General features: G+C 37.2%; 23 protein-coding genes. 15 read left to right on the top strand and 8 right to left on the bottom strand.

Features of this window, described 5'->3' with window-relative positions; all coding sequences use genetic code 11:
- Positions 1 to 55 precede the first annotated feature (55 nt).
- From V2145_RS10490 to V2145_RS10480, 3 genes are all read right to left on the bottom strand, one after another.
- Positions 56 to 679 (bottom strand): hypothetical protein, encoded by a 624-nt coding sequence (locus V2145_RS10490; protein WP_256993240.1) that lies wholly within the window; start codon positions 677 to 679, stop codon positions 56 to 58.
- A gap of 70 nt (positions 680 to 749) precedes the next feature.
- Positions 750 to 1,910, bottom strand: coding sequence for an anti sigma factor C-terminal domain-containing protein (locus tag V2145_RS10485; RefSeq protein ID WP_131886838.1), 1,161 nt, complete (start codon positions 1,908 to 1,910; stop codon positions 750 to 752).
- On the bottom strand, positions 1,907 to 2,401 hold the full coding sequence (locus V2145_RS10480) for an RNA polymerase sigma factor (protein WP_094909869.1): 495 nt from the start codon (positions 2,399 to 2,401) through the stop codon (positions 1,907 to 1,909). Before V2145_RS10480 ends, V2145_RS10485 begins: the two co-directional genes overlap by 4 nt.
- A gap of 426 nt (positions 2,402 to 2,827) precedes the next feature.
- On the opposite strand from V2145_RS10480, the gene V2145_RS10475 reads away from it, so the two are divergent.
- The 4 genes from V2145_RS10475 (at position 2,828) to V2145_RS10460 (ending at position 6,612) form a co-directional block, all read left to right on the top strand.
- A complete protein-coding gene (locus V2145_RS10475) occupies positions 2,828 to 3,058 on the top strand; it encodes a DUF2187 family protein (protein WP_025910525.1) in 231 nt (76 codons plus the stop codon).
- 96 nt (positions 3,059 to 3,154) lie between these two features.
- Positions 3,155 to 4,042: an ATP-binding protein gene (locus tag V2145_RS10470; RefSeq protein ID WP_131886837.1), complete on the top strand. Its 888-nt coding sequence runs from the start codon at positions 3,155 to 3,157 to the stop codon at positions 4,040 to 4,042.
- Between the two features lie 11 nt (positions 4,043 to 4,053).
- A complete protein-coding gene (locus V2145_RS10465; protein WP_094909870.1) occupies positions 4,054 to 5,970 on the top strand; it encodes a vWA domain-containing protein in 1,917 nt (638 codons plus the stop codon).
- A 252-nt stretch (positions 5,971 to 6,222) separates the two neighbouring features.
- Entirely contained in the window at positions 6,223 to 6,612 is a 390-nt protein-coding gene (locus V2145_RS10460; RefSeq protein WP_247600299.1) for a sporulation protein, read from the top strand.
- A 33-nt stretch (positions 6,613 to 6,645) separates the two neighbouring features.
- Here V2145_RS10460 and V2145_RS10455 read toward each other — a convergent pair whose 3' ends face one another.
- Both V2145_RS10455 and V2145_RS10450 read right to left on the bottom strand, forming a co-directional pair.
- Complete coding sequence (locus V2145_RS10455) at positions 6,646 to 7,029, bottom strand: SET domain-containing protein (RefSeq protein WP_094909871.1); 384 nt, start codon at positions 7,027 to 7,029, stop codon at positions 6,646 to 6,648.
- Positions 7,030 to 7,227: 198 nt separating this feature from the next.
- On the bottom strand, positions 7,228 to 10,335 hold the full coding sequence (locus V2145_RS10450; RefSeq protein WP_094909872.1) for a glycoside hydrolase family 2 TIM barrel-domain containing protein: 3,108 nt from the start codon (positions 10,333 to 10,335) through the stop codon (positions 7,228 to 7,230).
- 133 nt (positions 10,336 to 10,468) lie between these two features.
- On the opposite strand from V2145_RS10450, the gene V2145_RS10445 reads away from it, so the two are divergent.
- From V2145_RS10445 to V2145_RS10435, 3 genes are read left to right on the top strand one after another with little or no spacing between them, the layout of a single operon-like run.
- The gene (locus tag V2145_RS10445; RefSeq protein ID WP_094909873.1) at positions 10,469 to 11,299 is read left to right on the top strand and encodes an AraC family transcriptional regulator; all 831 of its coding nucleotides are present in this window, start codon (positions 10,469 to 10,471) and stop codon (positions 11,297 to 11,299) included.
- Positions 11,300 to 11,319: 20 nt separating this feature from the next.
- Positions 11,320 to 11,844, top strand: a complete 525-nt coding sequence (locus V2145_RS10440) for a GNAT family N-acetyltransferase (RefSeq protein WP_094909874.1) — start codon at positions 11,320 to 11,322, stop codon at positions 11,842 to 11,844.
- A 1-nt stretch (position 11,845) separates the two neighbouring features.
- Positions 11,846 to 12,631, top strand: a complete 786-nt coding sequence (locus V2145_RS10435) for an ABC transporter ATP-binding protein (RefSeq protein WP_094910165.1) — start codon at positions 11,846 to 11,848, stop codon at positions 12,629 to 12,631.
- A 51-nt stretch (positions 12,632 to 12,682) separates the two neighbouring features.
- On the opposite strand, the gene V2145_RS10430 is transcribed toward V2145_RS10435, so the two are convergent.
- Positions 12,683 to 14,539 (bottom strand): terpene cyclase/mutase family protein, encoded by a 1,857-nt coding sequence (locus V2145_RS10430; protein ID WP_094909875.1) that lies wholly within the window; start codon positions 14,537 to 14,539, stop codon positions 12,683 to 12,685.
- A 148-nt stretch (positions 14,540 to 14,687) separates the two neighbouring features.
- On the opposite strand from V2145_RS10430, the gene V2145_RS10425 reads away from it, so the two are divergent.
- On the top strand, positions 14,688 to 15,740 hold the full coding sequence (locus tag V2145_RS10425; protein WP_094909876.1) for a C45 family autoproteolytic acyltransferase/hydolase: 1,053 nt from the start codon (positions 14,688 to 14,690) through the stop codon (positions 15,738 to 15,740).
- Between the two features lie 110 nt (positions 15,741 to 15,850).
- The gene (locus V2145_RS10420) at positions 15,851 to 16,129 is read left to right on the top strand and encodes a hypothetical protein (RefSeq protein ID WP_286175155.1); all 279 of its coding nucleotides are present in this window, start codon (positions 15,851 to 15,853) and stop codon (positions 16,127 to 16,129) included.
- A 52-nt stretch (positions 16,130 to 16,181) separates the two neighbouring features.
- Here the strand turns inward: V2145_RS10420 and V2145_RS10415 are convergent, their stop codons facing one another.
- On the bottom strand, positions 16,182 to 17,063 hold the full coding sequence (locus V2145_RS10415) for a PhzF family phenazine biosynthesis protein (protein ID WP_131886834.1): 882 nt from the start codon (positions 17,061 to 17,063) through the stop codon (positions 16,182 to 16,184).
- Between the two features lie 444 nt (positions 17,064 to 17,507).
- Here V2145_RS10415 and V2145_RS10410 point away from each other — a divergent pair, with 444 nt between their 5' ends.
- The 6 genes from V2145_RS10410 (at position 17,508) to V2145_RS10385 (ending at position 21,808) form a co-directional block, all read left to right on the top strand.
- Entirely contained in the window at positions 17,508 to 17,936 is a 429-nt protein-coding gene (locus V2145_RS10410) for a hypothetical protein (RefSeq protein ID WP_330987675.1), read from the top strand.
- Positions 17,920 to 18,123 carry a hypothetical protein gene (locus V2145_RS10405; protein WP_131886832.1) on the top strand — a complete coding sequence of 68 codons (204 nt, stop codon included), beginning with the start codon at positions 17,920 to 17,922 and terminating at the stop codon, positions 18,121 to 18,123. Before V2145_RS10410 ends, V2145_RS10405 begins: the two co-directional genes overlap by 17 nt.
- Positions 18,124 to 18,146: 23 nt before the next feature.
- Complete coding sequence (locus tag V2145_RS10400; RefSeq protein WP_330987674.1) at positions 18,147 to 19,271, top strand: NAD(P)/FAD-dependent oxidoreductase; 1,125 nt, start codon at positions 18,147 to 18,149, stop codon at positions 19,269 to 19,271.
- Positions 19,272 to 19,480: 209 nt separating this feature from the next.
- On the top strand, positions 19,481 to 20,035 hold the full coding sequence (locus tag V2145_RS10395; RefSeq protein ID WP_131886830.1) for a class I SAM-dependent methyltransferase: 555 nt from the start codon (positions 19,481 to 19,483) through the stop codon (positions 20,033 to 20,035).
- 16 nt (positions 20,036 to 20,051) lie between these two features.
- On the top strand, positions 20,052 to 20,735 hold the full coding sequence (locus V2145_RS10390; RefSeq protein ID WP_094909882.1) for a response regulator transcription factor: 684 nt from the start codon (positions 20,052 to 20,054) through the stop codon (positions 20,733 to 20,735).
- Positions 20,732 to 21,808 (top strand): sensor histidine kinase, encoded by a 1,077-nt coding sequence (locus V2145_RS10385; protein WP_094909883.1) that lies wholly within the window; start codon positions 20,732 to 20,734, stop codon positions 21,806 to 21,808. Before V2145_RS10390 ends, V2145_RS10385 begins: the two co-directional genes overlap by 4 nt.
- A gap of 44 nt (positions 21,809 to 21,852) precedes the next feature.
- Here the strand turns inward: V2145_RS10385 and V2145_RS10380 are convergent, their stop codons facing one another.
- Entirely contained in the window at positions 21,853 to 22,761 is a 909-nt protein-coding gene (locus V2145_RS10380; protein ID WP_330987673.1) for a VanW family protein, read from the bottom strand.
- Position 22,762: the final 1 nt, after the last annotated feature.

Below are 22,762 nucleotides of genomic sequence, written 5' to 3'. Positions count from 1 at the left end.
CAATCATGTGTACAAGAGATGATTATAAAGCAATATCTGTAGAAATGCAACATAATTATTTAATGCTAAAAAATGTATTTAAAGGTGTATTGCTTTTTTCGTTATTTATCGTTAAAAGTAAAATGAGGGGCCCTAAGATAGGCAGGACACATACGAATCGGTAACGATGACCTTTAAAAAGAATATAGGTTAACCAAGTAAGGGCAAAGAAATCAATCGTCATCACGCTAACTAGTTGAGAACGCTTGAAAGCTTCTATATAGCCTGAAAATGAGCCTGTTGTAAAGCCATACAAATAAAGAACAAGAGTCATGGTCAACAAAAACAGTAAGAAAGTGCGTGAAGTTAACCATTTATTTAGAGAGCTAAACCCGCGATTCATAGTTGATTTTTCGCCCTTTAGTGCAAAGTAAGGTAAAAGTGCGAAAGCTCCTAATCCAAAGGAGAGCAGTGAAAAAGGCCAGCCTGGAAGTTTAAACGAATCGTTTGGCATAATTAGTGATGCAAATAAAAGAGGGAATAGTCCTAAACATGAAAAAATCATAACGACGAGTGGCTCCACCGTTGTGAACTGCCCAGAGATTAGCTTTATCATGATGAGGTCGTTTTTTCCTTTACTGCCGGGTGCTAATAGCCATGCATAAATAATAAGGAAAGTCCACATAGATAAATACTTCAAAATTCTCACTCCTTTTCGTTTTATCATAGCATGTAAAAAGAAAAGCACGAAAACGTAATGTTCTCATGCTTTAATGCAAGGTACCTTGAGTGGGACGAGTAAACCAGTTCCATAATTCTACTTCTCCTAAAGAAGAATAGGTGATCGACGGTTCGTTCTTTAGTTTTAGCAGTTCTTTTGTTGGTCCTGTTAAGACAATGCCATATATTCTAACACCGTTCTTTTTTACAAATTTGTATCGATTCATTAACTGAAGATCATCTGGATTCATCCATCTAATTTGTTGAACCGTCCGCTCGTTATCAGCAAGCACCTTTAGCATCTGTACGACGCGTTCTTCATCTGTAAAGGTTTCTTTTTCTTCATAATACGGTAACTCTAGCATTGATGGGAATCCAAAAGAAGAGGTTAAATCTACAAGTGGATTGCTTGTATCGCTTCCTTTTGTTTCATAACCAGTGTCTAAGGCATACCAGACGGGTGAGATGTCGCTAGAAAGTGTAGAGCTAAGTTTTTCTTCAATTTCTTCCATGGTATAGGCTTGATCAAAAGAAAGCGCAACTTCACTAACTGTGCCTTCTGGAAGTTGATCAAGTGCTCCCCATGTCTCATTTGACCAATCTTGATAGAAAGAAGGATCTTTTTCTTGTTTTACTCGCTCTGGATAAGCAAACGATAACTTCATATTATAATGATCGTTTAAAAAGTTTTTGTCGACGTTTGTAACTCGTTCAAATAGGTGGTGAAACGTATATTGTCCGACACTCTTTTGTTCATGGCCAACTTCTTTATACAGCGTGTATTCGTTTTGTAAGCGGAAAAAAGGCTTTGCTTCGGTTTTTGAGTTTTGGACGTATACGTTTGGTAAAGCAGATTCGATTGCTGCTTTATCAACGGTTCGTAAATATTCACTTTTATGAGTGAAAGAATAATAAATAACTGATAAAAAGCTGCCTCCTAACCAGAGTAAGGTAATAGCACTTAGCACAGTCAATACATTAGTAAAGCGTTGCCTCCATTTCGCTCTTATCATTGAGCGTTTTGCTTTTTCGTGATCAAACGTAGAGGAAGCAGTGACTGGCTGTATTTCTTCTTCATCAAGCAGATTTTGAAGATAATTCATACATTCATCACACTCTTCAGTATGACGTTCGAGCTCTTCTATTTCTGCATCTGTCAAAGTTCCGTCTTTGTATTTTTTCCATTGGTGCTGCATGTTTTGACAGCTCATACGTTCTCTTCCTTTCTTTTCTTTAATTGCTGACGTCCTCTATAAAGATCCATTTTCACTTTTGCTAGAGTAAAGCCAGTCATCTCAGCAATTTCTTCATATGTAAAACCGTGATAATCACGAAGTAGTACAATGTTTCTTTTGGGCTCTGGAAGAGTGGATACTTCTAAAAGCCACGTATTAATTTCGTCTTGTATAAACACTTTATCTTCAGCGCTTGGCTGTGGTGAAAAATGCCATTCCTCCAGTTCAACAGTTGGCCGCTTTTTTTCTTTTCGATACCAATCAATAAATGCGTGATAAGCAATTTTGAACAACCAAGGTTTTACTTCTTCACCGCTATATGTTTCTAAATGTAGTAATACGCGATAAAACGTTTCTTGCATAAGGTCTTCTGCAGCTTCTTTCCGCCGCGTAAGAGAGAGAAGATAGCGGAAAAGGTCGTGCATATGCTGTTCATAAATTTCTTCGAAATGATGCTTAGGTGCCATTTTCTCCCCCTTTCCTTTAACTAACGGAAATGTTCGTCAAAAGTTTCTAATTATAATATAGGAAAATATAACTGTTTTCTAAGCGTATAAAACATAAATGTTAGCATACCATATAGAAGAGAAAATGCGATGAAATTCGACAAAATTCCGTGGTAAATGTCATTTTTTTTAAAAACTAAGGTTTAATTGGTGTTCGGAATGGCAAGAAAATGGTATGATAAGACTCAGAAGGTATACATTGTCATATTGATGGCGTACATAGCATTTTAAAAATGACGCTCGTTGAAACTTCTCTCATAAAATTTTATTTAAACGTTTGAAATAAAGTAGTTTCGGGAAAAGTCACAAGATAGCTCAAACGAGTGGTGAAAATCAAGCTTTGTAGAGAAAAGATGTATATAGTTAATAAAATACAAAGGTGGGATCATCATGGATGTAGAAAATACACAAGGAACAGAAGAGCAAGCACCAAAAGTAAAAGCAGCAAAAGTCGGTGACACAATTCAGCCCAAAAAAGGTGATTTTAAAGGCTATAAAGGTATTGTCATGGTGGTTCGTGATAACTCCGTCATCGTAGATTTTGGAAAAGACGCTGAAACGGGCGAATCAATGAAAACAGTCGTTAATCACAAAAACTATAAAATTGTGAAAAAGTAGGTATCTACCTACTTTTTTTCATGACGTAAAACCTTTGAGAACCCAAGTGAAATCTTGTAGAATGAAGAAAGCAAACCGAGAGAAAGGATATGAATTATGGCAATTGAATTAACAGATTTAGCATTACCAAGTGAGGTACTTACTCGCATTCAAGAAAGAAAACAAAAATTAACAACAGAAGATGAATTTTTAATTGGAAAAGGCGGCTATACTGCAGAAGAAGCTGATATTTTAGAAGATGCTCTTATTGCTCTAGCTCTTGGAAAGAACGTCCTTTTAAAAGGCCCGACAGGCTCTGGTAAAACAAAGCTTGCAGAAACATTATCTTATTTGTTTTCACAACCAATGCACAGCATTAACTGTTCAGTGGATTTAGATGCTGAAGCGTTATTAGGTTTTAAAACAATCGCTGAGAAAAATGGAAAGCAAGGGATTGAATTTGTTTCTGGACCAGTTATCAACGCGATGAAGAAAGGGCAGCTTCTTTATATAGACGAAATTAATATGGCAAAGCCTGAGACATTACCAATTTTAAATGGTGTTCTTGACTACCGTAAAATGATTACAAATCCATTTACAGGTGAAGTTGTAAAAGGAAAAGAAACCTTTGGTGTTATAGCGGCCATTAATGAAGGCTATGTTGGAACAGTTCCATTAAACGAAGCATTAAAGAATCGATTTGTTGTTATCGATGTACCATATATTCAAGGAGAAAGCTTACGACAAGTATTAAAAACACAATCACAGCTTCAAGATGAAAAGTTAATTAACCAATTTGTACAGCTTTCAGGAGATTTAATTACGCAGGTTAGCAACGGTCATATTTCAGAAGAAGCAGCATCGATTCGTGCACTATTAGATACGTGCGATTTAGCGTTATACATGCCTCCACTGCGTGCTATTAAGAGAGGAATTATTGAAAAGTTAGAAGATGAAAGGGAAAAGGCAGCCATTCAAAACATTGCAGAAACGTTATTTGAATAAGAGGTGGCGCTATGAGATTTATTAAGTTTAACGATAAAAACGTTGATTCATTTTTATATATGGAGCTTGCGGATTTAACCAAAACATTGACAAAAAACGATGATATTGAAGTGGAGTATCGAGTTTCGTCTTACTATGATCCGCTGCAGCAAATTATCTATTTAAGTCACTTCTGGGATAATCGACCTGATAGTGATAAAGTGTATGGCCTGAAGAGCGACGTGTTTTTAAGAGCGGTTGGAAGCTATTACCACTGTGATTTCCAAGAGGTAAACGCGTATCTGAAAAAAGTGAAGCGTTCATCTGTATCAAGCCTCGCAAAGCAGTTGTTTATGCTCTTTGAAGATTTGCGTTTGGAAGATTTATGTACGAAAGAAAGACCTGGTACGAAAAAAGCTTTCGCTACACGTAGAAATGTGTACCGCAAGTATTTTGCTACTCAGATCAATGCAAACTTAACTAAAAGCGTTCATACTGATGCGCTCTTTAACGGTATCTACCTTTTATTAACAGCGGAAAACCCGTTTGAAGAAATTCCGTTTATTACAAATGAAGTTGATATGGCAATGCCGTTTATTCGAAGCCAGCTAGTAAAGGTGTATGAAGCGAAAACCACTAAAGATATTTCACGTATTTGCTTAGAGCTTGTCGATTTGTTTGATGATATTTTGGAAAAAGACATGCTTAATACGTATTTCTTTTTGGCAGAACTTGATTATGAAGAGCTGGAGACAGGCCTAACATTTGATGATTTGAAGCGTGAATCGAAACTTGCAAACGATGATATTTTGGAGCATGAACAAGATGGCGATGAAGATATTCATGAAGAGAAAATGGAAATGTGGCATCGTGAAACAAGTAAAGCAACGCAAAGTTTTTTACAATTCGATATGGATCAAGGTTCTAAAACAGATATGCTAGGTGATGGCGTCCGTGAAGGAGATGATGGCGATCAAGCGCTTGGTATTGTTCAAGGTGCCTCACAAAAAACGTCAAGAAACGATTATTCACAAATGGAAGCGATGGACCAAACGCATCCAGAAAAAGACGGAGCAGCTGACTATGAGTATGGAAAAGATAATAAGTACGCATTTCCAGTGTTCTTAGATCCAACCATTCCCACAGACGAAGAAGCTGCTTTGTATGGTGAAAATAAGCAACTTATTTCATCTTTTCAAAAAAAGCTCAAGCAAATGATTGAGAAGACGTTAGAGCACAAAAAAACGTTACCGAGAAGTGAACTTCAATTTGGTCGTTTAAATAAGAGGTTGTTAAAGTTATGGACAGACGATAACCCACGCTTATTCTATAAAAAAGACCAAGAATCTCCGCAGATTGACGCGGTTTTCTCTTTACTTGTTGATTGCTCAGCATCAATGTATGACAAAATGGATGAAACAAAGCTTGGCATTATCTTATTCCATGAAGCGCTAAAATCAGTGAGAGTTCCACATCAAATTGTTGGCTTTTGGGAAGATACGAATGATGCAACTGAAACAAGTCAGCCTAACTATTTAAAGACAGTGATGGACTTCCAATCATCACTCAAACCTAAAAGCGGTCCTGAGATTATGCAGCTGGAGCCAGAGGAAGATAACCGTGACGGATTTGCTATTCGCCACATGACAAGACGCTTGTTAAAGAGAACGGAAAAACAAAAGTTTCTTCTGGTGTTTTCTGATGGAGAGCCTGCAGCAATGGGATATGAACAAAATGGTATTGTTGATACGCATGAAGCAGTACTTGAAGCAAGAAAACATGGAATGGAAGTAATTAATGTTTTCTTGTCAAACGGGGAAATTGATGAGGGACAGCGAAAAACAATTCAAAATATGTATGGAAAATATAGCATATTAGTCCCAGACATCAAAGAATTACCGGATGTGTTATTTCCACTTTTAAAAAAGTTACTTCATAAAAGTATTTAAGAATATTGACAGAAATACAGATTATCGACTAATATAAGCTTATAAATGAAAAATGTTCTCCTAGAGGGGAGTAGCTTTTACAATAAAGTCGTCATTTCAGAGCAGTTGCTCTCGGCTTTATTGGCAACGAACGATTGTTAGCGAGACCTTTACCCATACGGTAAAGGTCTGTATTTATGTTTAAAGCCTTTACCACATTGGTAGAGGCTTTTTTCATTTAATATAGACATTAGAATTAGAGGAGAAAATAACATGATTTTACGAAAATATATGTCCCTGTTAGGTGTGGGGGCGGCTCAGATTGATTTAATCTTATTAAAAAATCAGTATTGCAAAGACGAATGTGTAAAAGGAGAGTTTCATTTAAAAGGTGGAATTGTTGAGCAGGAAATTACGCGCATTGAATGTGACTTGATTGTAACAGATCATCACAGCAAGGAAGAAGTAGTGATTGGTTCAACCAGCCTTTTAACATCAAGAAAAATTAAAAGTGGACATCAAGAGAAGATTCCTTTTACATTTGACTTACCAGCAGAGCTCTTACCTTCTAACGATAAACGGTCATACAGGTTTAAAACAAGGTTAACTTTTAGCGAAGGAGTAGAAAGTAAAGACCAAGATCACATTACCATTACTGAATAAAAAACAACCTGGGATTTTCCCAGGTTGTTTTTTTTATTCTTCTTCCTTATCAAACCAAAGCAGTTCTTGGTCGTCAACGTCTCCGTTATAGTTAATTAACACTTCTTCCCCAGCTTTAATGTCTGTATAGGCATAAAACTCGAATACGTGTTTATCAAAATTAATTTCATAAGTAGCATTAGGGGTATAAGAGTGATTAAATAGCATCCCATAGCCTAATAAAATAGCAGAGTGATTAATCCCATATTCAAATGAATAATCTGCTAAAAGCGTTTTTTCAATGTGTTCATGCTCTTCGTTAGGATAAGCAATAACAGGTGCTTCGTGGATTAACTCACCTTTTTTAATATCTTGCGTTGCAAATACCCCGCGATTAAACTCACCATCACTTAATGTTGAGGCCTTAATTTCAATCATGTGTTCACCTATTTATTCTTTCTTCTAAATTTTAGTTCCTCTTTAAGCTTGCCAGTTAATCATGTAGAAAGCAACCATATTTTAAAAATAAATTGGGGGGCAATAGAAGAAGGGGTTAGAAAAAAAGTGTTTATACCCTTTAGATAAATAGACTTTTCTTCTAAAAAAAAGAGCGCACTCAGCGCTCTTTTTAAATGATTAAACGATTGGCTTAATCGTAAACTCATGAACATATGGACGATTAGCATACAGCGTATATTGTGGATGCGTTTTGGCTCCCCAGCTATCGTCACCACCTACACCCATTTGCTTATAGTTAATGCGAATCGACGTTTTATCACTACTAGGTAACTTGTAATGATGATCATAACTTTCAAGCTCAAACGGAGTATACGGTAATGCACTTAATTCAATCGTCGGTGTACCCTGAATAAAGAAACCAACTCCGTTTTCATTGAGAATGCTTGCTGAACGAACATCCGTTTTATTCCCGCATTCCTGTGGACGTAAATAAGGTGTTACCTGGGAGTTTACATCGCTTGTATAGGAGCCAACTTTTGCTCCTGTATTACGGTCCCAATGATTTTCATGAGGTCCTTTTCCATACCAAGAAAGCTGGTTGAATTCTTTTGGCATAGTAAAGCGTAAGCCAAATTCAGGAATTTCAGGAAGCGTACTGCCCGGAATCAGCGTTTGGCGAATAGCAACCTGTCCACTGTTATCTACAGTATATACAACTTCACAGCTTGTGTTTTCAAGCGAATGAAACCAAAAGCGTGTGGTAATAGTTATATGACTTTTCTCTTCTTGTACAGTAAACGATTCCAGTTCTCTGTTAAGGCTTGCTTCTCTCCAAACTTGGCAGCGTTCTTGAAGTTTATTACCCAAATCGTTATCCGTTACTGCTCGCCAAAAGTTAGGCTGCAATCCATCTAGCAATAATTCGGTATCCCTATATAAATAAGAAGTCATCAAGCCAGATTGTTTGTTGAATGTAAGAGTAGCAGAGTCAGCTTTAATCATAAGTTCTTGGCTTGTATTTTTTATAGAGCGTGGTGCTTTTGTCTCAGCTGCACGTTGTAAAACAACTTGTGCTGGTAGAATAAACTGTTCAAAAGCTACTTCATGCCCTTTGTCAGCCCACTTAGTTTGATTTCTTAATTTCATTGATAGAGTAGCAATAAATTCATCATTAATCTGAGATTTGTTATAATCATCCAATGGTAATTGAATCTCTTTTGTTGTTTGAGGCTTTACATCTACTATAAATGAATGGTTATAAATGTCTTCGCCATTTTTTGTTACTGTAAGCGTAAACTCATAATCTTTTAAATTTGTAAATAAGTAATCATTTTGGACAGTAAAGATTTTTCGTTTAAGATCAGTAGCTTTCCATGATACAGCTTCATAGCATTTTTTAACTTCATATAACTTTGGCGTCACGTCACCATTAGCAAATAAAAGTCCGTTCCCACTGAAATTACCATCATGTGGACTCTCGCCAAAGTCGCCACCGTATGCTAAATAAGTAATTCCGTCTGGTGTTGTTGTTTCAAGAGCTTGGTCTCGCCAATCCCAAATGAAGCCACCTTGTAAGATTGGATATTGATTAATAACATTCCAATAATCAGCTAAATTACCGCATGAGTTCCCCATTGCATGGCTATACTCACAGAGAATATAAGGCTTTTTGGGGTTCATCAGCGCATATTTTTCAATGTCAGCTGGCTTAATATACATCGTGCTTTCGATATCAGATGCATCGTAATCTCGGTGATGGAATATTCCTTCATAATGAACGAGACGCGTATCATCTTTTTGCTTGAAGAAATCATACATATGCTTGAAATTTTCCCCACCAAACGATTCGTTTCCAAGAGACCAAATCACGATAGAAGAGTGGTTTTTATCACGTTCGTACATAGAACGACAGCGATCTAAAACATTTTCTTTCCATTCAGGCTTACTTCCTGGAATTGCATCTTGTTCACCTTCTTGCAGGTAACTCCATGTCCCGTGTGTCTCCAGATTGGTCTCATCAATTACATAAAGGCCGTACTCATCGCAAAGTTCGTACCAGCCTGAAGCATTAGGGTAGTGAGAGGTACGAACTGCGTTGATATTAAACTGCTTCATTAATAAAATATCATGAAGCATCTCTTCTTTTGTAATGCCGGCTCTACCTTTCGTCGCAGAAAATTCATGGCGATTTACACCTCTAAAAACAATTGTTTCCCCGTTAATCTTCATTAATCCGTCTTTTAGTTCAAATGTGCGAAACCCAATCTTGCAGCTTTGCGCTTCAATTACGTTTCCATTTTCATCTTTCAAAGTAAGTACAAGCGTATAGAGATAAGGACTTTCTGCGCTCCATTTATTTGGTGAGGCAATGCTTGAGTCTAGCGAAACAGTCTCTTGTTCATGTACTGAAATTGATGTTTGCAGCGGCTGGTTTAGCACTTCTTTAAGCTCATCATTATAAAGCATGGCTTCAAGCGTTACATTTTCAGCACTCTGTTCGATATAGTTGGTGATATCAGCAGAAATTGCTAGTTTTCCATTCACATAATTTTCATCTAGCTGTGCGCGGACGGTAAAGTCAAAAATATGAACTGGAGGAGTAGAATAGAGATAAACGTCTCTGAAAATCCCACTCATTCTCCAAAAGTCTTGATCTTCAAGCCAACTAGCGTCACTCCAACGATACACTTCTACAGCTAATTTATTTTCACCTTCTTGAATATAAGGGGTTAAATCAAACTCAGCAGGCGTAAAGCTATCTTCACTATAACCGACTAGTTCACCGTTTACCCATACATAAAAAGCAGACTCTACTCCTTGGAAACTAAGATAGATAGGTTGGTTTTTCCAGCTTTCATCCACGGTAAAAGTACGCGTATATTGTCCTACAGGGTTATAGTTCGTTGGCGCAAAAGGCGCTTTGATATCATCATGATGTATCCAAGGATACGTTACGTTTGTATATTGTGGATAATCATACCCTTGAAGTTGCCAATGGGAAGGGACTGAAATGGAGTCCCACGTGCTATGATCAAAATCTTTGCGATAGAAATCCACAATGCGTTCATCTGGGCGCGGTACCCAATGAAACTGCCAATCTCCATTCAAAGACTGATAGTAAGAAGATGAGGTGTTAGAGTGTAAAGCTTGTTCTGACGTTTGGTAAATCGTCGTATTTGAATGAGCTGGTAAGCGGTTTAGCTGGAAAATATCAGGGTTATTATTCCACTCAGGAAATCCGTTGGCTGGTGGAGTGTAGTTGAATTTTTTAATTGTTTTTAACATGTTCATCCATCCCTTATTCATTTATAATGGTATATGAACATGATAACGCTTACCAAAAGGCGAATCAATGAGACAATTTTAAAAAAATATAACAAAATTCATATGAAGAATGATGAGTAGGAGAGGAAGTTAAGTGGATAAAGCAATTTTTCCCACGCTGACAGAGTTAGACCTTAGATTACCCTTTTATGTATCAAGTGTAGGATATTGGAAACACCAAGTGCATATTGTACGTGAACACGAGTTTCCAGACTTTCAGTGGATTCAGTGTATGAGCGGAAAAGGGAAGCTTTGTGTGAATAATCAAGCATATACAATTGAACAGAACGAAGGCTTTTTTCTAACTCCCTACGTTCCGCATGAATATTATCCTTTAAGTGAACAATGGGAAGTATGTTGGGTTTCATTTAACGGAGCACAAATCAATGAAACTCTTCGTACATTTGGCTTGCTAACCTCAACAAAAGTTAAGGTAACATATGCTGAAACTCTTTTACAAAAGCTAAAAGATATGATTTTAGCTTTTGAAGTCAAAGGGTCATCGAGTAGCTTAAAGGCTTCTGAGTTAATTTATAGCTTTTTGCTTCATTTACAGAATGATTGCCTGCTGTCTGAAAGAAAAACGAGACATGAGCATCATGCGCAGCTTCAGCCTGCCATTGACTATATTGAAGGTTCGTATGCTAGCGTTGTGACTCTAGATGCTATCGCTCACTCTTTAAACGTAACACCTCAGTATACGTGCCTTTTATTTCAACAAGCTTTTGGTTTAAGACCAATCGAATACGTTACGCGAGTGCGCATTCAAAAAGCGAAAGAGCTTTTAATTAAACATAGCCAAATGTCTGTCTCAGAGGTGGCAGCATTAGTTGGATATGAAAATGTCAGCTATTTTATTAAGCAGTTTAAGAAATATGAAAACCTGACCCCTACAGCGTTTCGCAAATTATATTTATCATCATAAATTAAAAAAGGAGTCGAGGGATGAGCTTTGTTATAATAGAAACTAAGCGGTTAATTTTAAGAAAGATGAGAGCGTCTGATGATCAAGCGCTGTTTCAAATATTTAGTGATCCAAAAGCGATGAAATTCTATCCGCATATAAAAAGCGTAGATGAAACCAAACTTTGGATTCAATCTGTTCGAAATCATGATATGTCTTACGGCTTTAGTTTGTGGACCGTTGAAAAGAAAGGTGAAAAACAAATTGTTGGACAGTGTGGCTTGTTGTTGCAAAAGGTTGATGGCGTTATAGAGGTAGAGTTAGGGTATTTATTTCTTCAAGATTTTTGGGGGAAAGGTTATGCAACTGAAGCGGCTCAAGGCTGTATTAACTATGGATTTCACAAGCTTGGATTAACGAGGATTACAGCTTTAATAGATCCTAAGCATCACGCATCGCAAAAAGTAGTGGTGAAAATAGGGATGAAAAAAGAAAAGCAGATTATAAAGTGGAATAAACCTATTGATGTTTATTCAATCCAAACAGGAGGGATGTCAGTTGACTAATATTGTAACATTAACAAATGTTTCGCTTATACGCGAAAACAAACTGTTGCTAAACGATATATCGTGGAAAATTAATCAAAGTGAGCATTGGTGTTTACTAGGGTTAAATGGATGTGGCAAAACAACGCTCTTAAATATTATAAATGGATACATATGGCCAACTAAAGGAGAAACTACCGTTTTAAATCATAAGTTTGGTGAAACCAATTTGCCAGAAATGCGCAAAGAAATTGGGTGGGTCAGTTCGTCTTTACAGCAGCGATTTCCTGAGGATGAAACAGCAATAACAATTGTTTTAAGTGGGAAGTTTGCTTCAATTGGACTATATGAGAGTGTAACTCAGGAAGATGTGGAACGTGCAAATCAATTTCTCCATCAGCTTAAGTGCAAACACCTTGCTAGTCAACCCTATCGCACTTTATCTCAAGGTGAACGTCAGAGAGTGTTAATTGCACGCGCATTGATGGCATCTCCAAAGCTTCTTATTCTAGATGAACCGTGTACAGGTTTAGATTTTTTGGCCAAAGAGCAATTATTATCGTTAATTCAACAAATTGCGATGGAACCAGATGGTCCAACTCTTATTTATGTGACGCATCATGTGGAAGAGATCTTATCTAGCTTCACTCACACCATGTTGATGAAAGAAGGAAGAGTGTTTTCAGCAGGCAAAACAGCCGATTTGTTAACGGAAAAGAAGCTTTCTGCGTTTTTTGAACAGGAAGTAGGAGTTCAAAAAATACAGGATCGTACGTGGCTATCACTAAAAGAGAAAGTTCCCTATTGAAAATATAGAATTTTCAAATAAAAAACTTCTCCAATCAATGGAGAAGTTTTTTTAAGTTTTTGCACGATAATGTGAAAGAGCTAATAAAGGAAAAAGGTCGTTATAGCTGTGGTAATTAATATAAAATTGTCCAGGAAGTCCAATGCCGGTCGGATAGTTTCGCTGCTGCATGGTTTGTTCTGAGCGATTGAGTAAAAAGGAAACACCATCTATTATTTCTTGATTAGTTTTTGGACAGACACCCAGTAGAGCATCTATAGCCCAAGCTGTTTGAGAAGGTGTACTAAACGATAGGGGCATATAGCGCTTATATTTAGCACTGGAGCATGATTCTCCCCATCCGCCGTCTGAACGTTGGATGCTCTTAAGCCAGTTAATTGCTTTTACAATCTGCTTATCGTGTTTTGATACACCTACTGCTAAAAGCCCCGTAACAGCTGCCCAAGTACCATATATATAACAAACTCCCCAGCGCCCATACCAACTGCCATTCTCTTCTTGATTGTCTAATAACCACTCAACGGCTGCTTGGATTTTGGGATGATTCTTGTTCATACCTCCAAATGAACCAAGACATTCTAGTACCCGGCCCGTTAAATCAGCAGTTGCAGGATCCGTAGCCGCATCTTCTGCATTTTCAAGGGGCAGGTACGTAAACAACGTGCTATCAGTGTTTTTTTCAAAGGCAGCAAAGCCACCGTCTCGATTTTGCATCGATAACAGCCAGTTGATTCCTTTTTGCCACGAGTGGAAATAAGATGGGTCGCCTGCGGCTCGACTAGTTAATGCACGAATTGCAGCAGAAGTGTCATCTAAATCAGGGTTGATGGTGTTATTGTGTGAAAATCCCCATCCGCCTGGTTCAATACCTGGGTTATGAACACGCCAATCTCCAAAGCGAGAATGTTGTTTTTTCTGTAAATAAGAAGTCGCTTTTTTTATCATAGGGTTTTTCCAAGATAAGCCGGATTCTTGAAGCGCATAAGTTAAAAGAGCTGTATCCCATACCGTTGATGTAGAATTTTCAATATGTGTATAAGCCGAGCATTCACTAGCTAATCCACAAATCCCTTCAACGGCCCGTTGAACAATAGGAGAAGTACGCTCATATCCAAGAGCTAATAGAGCGTACACCATAAAAAATGTAGCACTAGCATAGCTGTATAATGTCCCATCATCCTCTAAGCGGTCCAGCATGTAACGTTCGGCCGCTTGATAGCCAAGTCGATGAATATAAGATGGAAGGGATGTTAAGTGCTTAACTTGCTTAAGAAATGGTGATGATTGAATATTTCGTTGCATATCTAGTTCCTCTGACCGTGTCAGCAAATGATTGAGAGAAGGGGTGTGCTTAGACGTGACTGAAAATTTTTTATTGGCAACAATCATCATTGGGATAAAATGAATGCGTGCATAAGCGCTTAAATTATAAAAGCTAAGGGGAGCGTTAGGCGGAACGACTAGAAATGAAAGTGGTAAATAAAACAACGAAGGCCAATCGTATAATCCGTTTGCTGCAAGCATCCATTTTGTCATAAAATGAGCCTTTGATAGTGCATTGGTTTCAATGAGGTATGCCTCTGTTTTTCGAAGAATGCGATCTTCGCGCGTATAGAAGCCAGAGTATAAAAGGGCTGCATAGGCTTGAAGAGTCGCAGAAGGATTTGACTTTTCATCATCGTGCAGGGTCCAAACTCCATCCTTATTTTGTTTTGAAACAATTCGCTTCGTAAGCTTTTCAACAAGCTTTTCGTCCGGGTGTTCAATGCTTCGCAAGAGCATAATTAAGAAAGAGTCCGTCATAACACCCCCTTCAAAGCAATACTGAAAGGAACCATCAGCTGATTGTCTGCTTTGAATTTTTTGTATATAATAATGGATTTCTTTTGCTATTTTCTCTTGTAGCATTAGTCATCACCTCAAATTAATATTTATTAATTCAAAACGCTCACTCTTTAACTTTATTCCATTTGGATGTCTTGTATGAGGATTGAAAGTTGCAAATCGATGTTCATTTCCTGCAAAATAAGAGTAGATTAAATGAGGTGAAAAGGAAATGAAAGACATAAAGGTAGAGATTATTCAAGGAAGAGGTTCTTATTATAATCTTGGAGTACTACAAGGGTTACAACATAAGGGTACAAAGCTTGAAGAAAATCATTTAAAAAGAAGAAAGCGTTCAACTCGAAGTTATAAGGCGAATCAACGCCAGGCTAAAACGTATTATGATTTGTTTGCACCTGACTTGTGGAGTGAACTAGAAGGATTGCGTGAAGGGTTAGATTGGTCGCTTGAAGATGTTGTTCACGAGTATAGCGGCTATCAACAAAATTGGGATAAAACAGGATGTTCGGCTCTTATGCAAAACGGGGTGTATGTGCGCAACTATGACTATCACCCTAAAACATATGAGGGAAGATTTTTACTCTTTCAACCTGATCGAGGTTTTGCTAGCGTAGGATTTGGAACTAGAATGATTGGCCGAATGGATGGCATGAATGAAAAAGGCCTTGTAATCGGTTACCATTTTGTTAACCGTCGTAGGCAAACAGATGGCTTCATTTGCTGTACGTTAGCTCGTTTTATTTTGGAATCATGCGAAACAACAGAAGAAGCGGTAGCTGTTTTAGAGAGAGCTCCTCATAGGCACGCATTTAACTATTCACTTTATGATCGGAATGGATATGCAGCTGTTGTTGAGGCATCAGGTAGAGGAGTGCGCGTATTGAGAGGAGGGGCGATGGCTTGTACAAATCATTTTCATGAATTGATTGAAGAAAATCGCCATCATCTCGTTGAATCAACAGAGCGTTTAGAGAATATCCGTAACCATATTGACCAAGCACTATCCATAAGGGATGCATTTCAAGTTTTCAATGACCCAGTCCATGGAGTCTTTAAAGAAGACTATAAAAATTCAGCTGGAACGCTGCATACGGTGGCATATGAACCTCATACGCTGCAAGTAGCAGTTGGAATTGGCCGATCAGCTGAGCCCTTCATCTTTTCCTTTAAAGAATGGATAGAAGGTAAAGCGTTGGATAAATCATACTTAGAAGGAATTATTCATACAACAGAGCCATTTCCATTTGAAGAAATAAAGCACTGATTACCTTTTATTAAATTTTGTTAACAACTTTGTCTGACAAGTTGTCAAAACCTTTGGTAAATGATAACGTTGTTGTTAGCTAAAACTATATATAGAAAGAAAGTGATGTTTTGTACTATTCATCAAGGCCAAGAGGCGTGCATTTATTTATTCCGGGCCTACTGTTTGTACTGACAATTGTTTTATTTACAATGGTGCAAGTAGGATTTTATTTAGAATCAGCAATTATCCGAAAAATTTGGGTCATTCTAATGGCATTACTCCCAATAGCTGGACTTGTTACAGCCATTAAAGGAAAGCGTGGAAGCGTGAAGCCCTGGTTAATTATTGGAAATGTAGTGCTTGTATTAACTGTAACCGTGATGAGCGTTCAAGCTGTGTTTTCATAAGTCTCTACATAGGAAAATCGTACATGAAAATGTACGATTTTTTAGTGTTTTATTAAATTAAAATTGTTTTTGTTTCTACATAGACAGCTTCACCAGCAATTGAAACGCATAATTCACTGGAGTTTTCAATTTTTACATACACCAACCCGTCTCTCTCTATTTCCAGTCCTTGTTCGACAAGTAGATTCATACTGCTGAAAGCAGAGTTGTTAACATAGGTTGCATAGTAAGCACCCATCACGCCGGAAGCAGTCCCTGTTACCGGGTCTTCTACTATCCCTGAATAAGGAGAAGAGAAGTGGCGCCCATGCATATGTGCTGCTTTATGAATGGTTTCAAAGCAAAAAGGGTGAATAGAAGCTCTCGGAAAATCTGTTAGTATTTGAGGGAATTTCTCGGACAAAGGATGCATTTTTTGACAAGCATTTAACGATTTTAATGGCACAATTAAAGTCCAACTTCCCGTGCTTCCGTAAACAATAGGTAAATCAGAAGCAAAGTCATGGACTGTAATTCCAAGAGCGCCCGCTAATTCATCTTTTGAACCTTTAAAAGGTTGAAAAATAGGCTTTGCTTGATTCATTGTAATGAGCACCTGGTCGTTATCTTCTATCTTGATTGGTAAAATGCCAGCTTTGGTTTCAATCGTCAGTTCTCTTTTTGAGAGCATGTTATTCGTATACAGTGCGTAAATAGACGCAATGGTGGCATGTCCACATAAATCAACTTCCTGTCCAGGAGTAAAGTAGCGAATATGTAAGTCTGCGGATGAAGATGGTAAAATAAAAGCTGTTTCACTAAACTTTGCTTTTGTTGCAACGAGCTGCATCTCATGATCAGTTAAGGAATCGGCATGAAAAACAACTCCTGCAGGGTTTCCTTTATGTGGTTTTCGACTAAACGCATCATATTGATTAACTTTAATTTGTTTCATATAGTCACCTTCCTTTCTCTAGCATATCACAATTTTAAAGATCTTGAAGGTAGCAGATAAAGAAGTAGTTCAAATTTTGCGCTATCCAAAAACTGGATTTCAAATAGATTTTTTGTGGTACCATATGAATGATAAATAGAGTATGAAAAGGGGCATGAAAACATAAAAAATGTAGCAGCTGCTTTTAGCGTAAGTGCCATTTTTATGCTGACGAGCTGTGCAGCACCATCAAGTGAGTCAGTTGAAAAAGGTAATAAGCAACAAACGGTAGGTGTTGAAGTAAAGGAAGAGAAAGCAGGGCAACAGAGCCTAAAAGCGCATTGCAAGATCTTAGAGAGATTCCTAGAGGGAGGGGGGACATAAAGAAGTAGTTATGAAGAGGAAGCGGTAGAAAAAGAACTATTAAAAGCTGATCAGCAGTTAACAGGTATTGAAGTTTACGACTTGGTTGTTCCTTTATTAGCCGCTAATATAAAAGAAGATGCCATTAAGCTTGAAGAGTTAGATTCGGTTGTTCGAATTGAAGAGAGTGACATGCCAACTCAGCAGGTGAACATACCTGATGCCGAAGAGCTAAACGTTGCATGTTTAATTGATGCAAGCAAAAGTATGAATAGAAGCGTAATCGGCGGCCAAAAAATGGAGCTGGGCAAACAAGTGGTACGTGACTATGTAAATAGCTTGCTAACAGGAGCAAACATATCTCTTCGGGTATATGGGCACAAAGGATCAAAACAAGAGAGTGATAAATTTGCTTCTTGTCAAAGCAATGAAGTAGTCTATAGTTCAAGCATATACAATCAGGATAAGTTTGAAAAAGCACTAGCTTCTTTTGAAGCAACAGGCTGGACACCTTTTGCTTCAGCCATTTAAGTTTAAAAATAAAAAAGAAGCCGAAAATTATCGTGATCTTATTAAGGAGCGTTATCAGACGGTTAAAGATTTTTACCAAAACGAGTATGAGCGAAAAAATCAGATTCGTAAGCAAACAAAAGAAGCAATCGATAAGCGAATTAAAGAACAAAGTGGTAGAGAACCACCTTTATCACTTAATGACTAATAGAGAATAAAGGAATGTTATAAATGAGTACATATATCGTCATCGGAGCAGGGATATTAGGAGCATCAACTGCTTATCATTTAGCCAAATCAGGAGCAGATGTAACGATTGTAGACAAAAAGCATGATGGACAAGCAACAGATGCAGCTGCAGGAATTGTATGCCCATGGCTTTCGCAGCGCCGTAATAAAGCCTGGTACCGCTTAGCTAAGTCCGGAGCAAAATATTATCAAGACTTGATTGCAAGCTTAGAAGCAGATGGAGAAACAAGTACAGGTTACCAACAGGTTGGAGCCATCAGTATTCATACAGATGAAAATAAAGTTGATAAAATGCAAGAGCGTGCTTACAAGCGGCGTGAAGATGCGCCTGAAATTGGTGATATCAAGCGCTTGTTAGAAGATAAAACTCAACGGGAGTTTCCCTTTTTAAAAAATGGCTTTCAATCTGTTCACATTAGCGGAGCCGCTCGCGTTAATGGCAGAGCATTGTGTGAAGCTCTGCTTGCAGGGGCCAAAAAACATGGAGCAAAACTCATTCATGATAAAGCAGAACTCTTATATAAAGGGAAAAAAATAAAAGGAGTTCTTACAAGTTCAGCTACTATTGAAGCAGATTATGTTATTGTTACGGCAGGAGCGTGGGCAAGAGAGCTATTTGAACCAATTGGGATTGATTTGCAGATTACGTATCAAAAAGCCCAAATTATGCATTTGCAGCTTGATGAAGAAGAAACAGATTCTTTACCTGTTGTCATGCCTCCCAATGATCAATATATACTTGCTTTTGAACAAGGTAAGATTGTAATTGGAGCAACACATGAAAATGACACAGGCTTTGATTACCGGGTAACAGCTGGTGGGATTTATGAAGTGCTGCATAAAGCTTTAGAGATAGCACCTGGATTAGCCGATGGGGCAATAGATGAAATCCGTGTAGGCTTTAGGCCGTTTACGCCAGGGTTCTTACCGATTATCGGACCTGTTCCGTCACATTCCAACGTCTTTTTAGCAAATGGGCTTGGAGCATCTGGCTTAACGGTAGGGCCTTATTTAGGCTCACAGCTTGCTAAACTTGCGCTTGGAGAAGAAATTGAACTGCCTCTTGATGAGTATTCCGTAGCAAGTGCAATTCAACTAAACCAATAAGAACTGAAAGCAAAAGCTAAGATAAACGGCTTTTGCTTTCAGTTTATTTAATCAATATATGTTCTAACTAATTATTAAGAGTGTGCACTAGTCGACTAAGTTTAATATAGTGACAAAAAATCTTAAGAAATCTTAAGATTTTCATCCATAAAATCTTCATTTTTATCTTTTATCCTAAAAAATAAGAAAAGATAATGGAGTGATGAAGAATGGGTGAATTATTTATTTCTCAATATGCGAAAAAACCAAGAACAGTAGGAGCAATTTTACCAAGTTCTCGTTATTTAGCTGCCAAAATGGTAGGTGAGATTAATTTTGAAACGGCTAATGTAATTGTTGAATACGGACCCGGTACAGGGGTTTTCACAAAGGAGCTGTTAAAAAGAAGAAAGCAGGGGACAGTTCTTTTGCTAATTGAAATTAATGAAGAATTTTATCAATATCTGCTTGAAGAATATAGTGAAGAGAAAAACGTTCATATTATTCATGGATCCGCTGAGCATATCAAGCAATATTTGGAGGGTTATGGTATAAAATGTGTTGACTACATTGTGTCCGGATTACCATTTTCTTCATTGCCAAAAAACCTTTCAATTTCTATTTTAAAGGAAGCTACGTCTATTTTAAGAAAAGAAGGTATGTTTATTACATTTCAGTATACAAAAATGAAAAAAATGTTTATTGAACAGTTCTTTTCCTCAATGAAAATTCAAAGAGAATTTTTAAATCTTCCACCAGCGTATATATTTCATTGCCAAAAATAGAAAGGAAAGAATAGACATGAGTAAAGCTATAATGGTTGTTGATGATGATGAAAAGATTAGAAATTTAATTGGAATTTACTTAGAGAACGAGGGTTTTAACGTCTGGAAATGCCAAAGCGGGTTAGAGGCTTTGGAACTTCTGAACAATCAATCATTTGATTTGTTAATCTTAGATGTGATGATGCCAGAAATGGATGGAATTGAAATGTGTATTGAAGTTCGAAAGAGAGCTCATATTCCAATCCTTATGCTTTCAGCAAAGTCTGAAGACCTGGATAAAATACAAGGTTTAACTGCAGGAGCAGACGATTATTTAACAAAGCCTTTTAACCCACTCGAGTTACTAGCAAGAGTGAAGTCTCAGCTTAGACGATATACAAAGTACAACGCACAACCTAAATCTCAAAGTGAAATTGAGATTGAAGACTTAACGATAAATACAGAAACAAGGAGTGTGAAAGTAAACGGTCGAGAAGTTCATTTAACACCAAAAGAGTTTGATATCCTTGAGTTATTAGTACGAAACAAAGGAATTGTATTGAGTGTAGATAAGATATATGAAGAGGTATGGAAAGATCCTTTCTTAAAATCAGATAACAATGTAATGGTTCATATTACAAAGCTTCGTGACAAAATTGAGCCAAATCCCAAAAGGCCGATTTATGTGAAAACGGTTTGGGGAGTTGGCTACAAAGTATGAAATGGAAAAAGGTGATTTTTAGAAAAATTAGCTTACAACTATTACTGGCGATTTTTGTTAGTTATGTTCTTGCTTTTTTCATATTGGGATTGTTTTCAAAATATGTAGTACAACCTTATCTTTTACATACGTATGAGATTAACCCAACCCTTTATAACATAATCCTATTTTTAATTCTCCTTACTACGGTAGGAGTTTTTATCGTTAGCTTTTTGCTCTTTGTTAGGAAAAAAGTTCTGTATTTAAAAAAGATTTCAAATGAAATTACAAATATTGCAAACGGTGATTTAGAGGTAGAAATAGAAGTTAGAGGTCATGATGAACTAGCAAACCTTACCCAAAATATTAACAAAATGTCTGCGGAGTTAAAGGCGAAGTTTGAGCATGAGCGATTAATTGAACAAAGTAAAAATGAACTAATTTCAAGTGTTTCTCATGATTTACGTACTCCATTGACTTCTATTATTGGCTATCTAGATTTATTAAAGCAAAATCATCACCTTAATAAAGAAGAGTTTCTAGAATACGTAGATATCATTGATGCCAAAACACAAAATTTAAACTATTTGATCAATGATCTTTTCGAGTATACAAAATTAACAAGCCCTAATTTAGCTCTTACTTATTCAAACATAGACATCAGTTTGTTGTTACAGCAGTTAACGAGTGAGTATCATGCCATATTAAAAAGCGAAGGGATTTCAGTGAATTTAGAAATAATGAACAAGGATATGACGTTATGTGTAGATGTTGACAAAATTGTAAGAGTATTTACAAACTTATTGGATAACGTGAGAAAATATGCAGTAAAACCGTCTGATGTATTTATTGTTCTAAAGAGAAACGAAACGGATGTTTTATTTTCTATTCATAACCAGGTTCAGTCAAATCAAAGAGTTGATACAAATCAAATGTTTGATCAATTCTATCGTGCAAATAAATCGAGAACAAACGATGGAAGTGCGGGGTTAGGTCTCTCTATTTCAAAGCGTATTGTAGAATTACATAATGGAGAAGTATGGGCTGAGCATGATGGGGAATGGATTGCCGTTTACGTACAGCTCCCTCTTTAATAAAAAGATGTGTTCCACATAGCACGCAGAACACATCTTTTTATTTAATCAATAGACGATGGTACAAGCTTTTCTTTTTGAATGCTAGGTACACTTTTTGGTTCATAACGAAGGTCATTCGTTGAAAAGAGCATAATACTTACTGTGCTCCCTTTTGCATACGCTCGAATAAGTAACGGCTGGTCATAGTTGTTTCGAAAATTAAAATCCGGTCCGTACCAGCTTACCGTAGCATCTCTTCCAGGTGGAACATAGTGAACGGTTTTACTATGTGAAAATCGCTGAGTCACTTCTAATCCTGCTCGATCAACAGCATTAAATAAAGTTGAAGAAACCTGGCAAATTCCACCACCAATACCTTCCGAAAATTCACCTCTAATAATAATCTTAGCAGGAAGATATCCCTTTTCTTTTGTACGTTGTCCCACAGTACGATTAAACGAGAATGTCTCCCCAGGGAAAATAACTTGATTATTAATAGCTTCTGTAGCTAAAGAAATGTTGTGTGAGCGGTTTTTATTATGCGTATTAAAATAAGTATAATAATGACTAATTTGCTTGGAGCGAACGGAAGCTAACAGCTCGCTGTCAACTTTAGGATAAATAGCCATCTTTGGAATCTGAACAGATGTTTGTGAACGATTGTAAAACGTTCTGTAGAACTCTTCTTTAAACAGTACGCTATTGAGCTGTGATCCAGGCTGTTCAGGAATAATGTTGCCCGCACGATCAAGCTTTGCATTAATAGGTGGTTTATAGGCAATAGGCTGAATTTTTTTCAGTAGCATGTCGTATTTATCATCATCAATAAGTGGAATACCTGGAATATTACTTTCAATATCCGCAAGGTTAATAGTTGTAATTGGTTTATTGTCTTCGGTTAATAACAAATGGTCTGATAACGAAGTTGGATGAGCAACCAACATAAGACCTAACATCCAAGTTAGTTTCATA

It is taken from the genome of Priestia sp. GS2, from assembly GCF_036409025.1.
GTDB lineage: Bacteria > Bacillota > Bacilli > Bacillales > Bacillaceae_H > Priestia > Priestia aryabhattai_A.
Note: the sequence above shows the minus strand (reverse complement) of the source record. Positions and strands in the feature narration are given on the sequence as shown.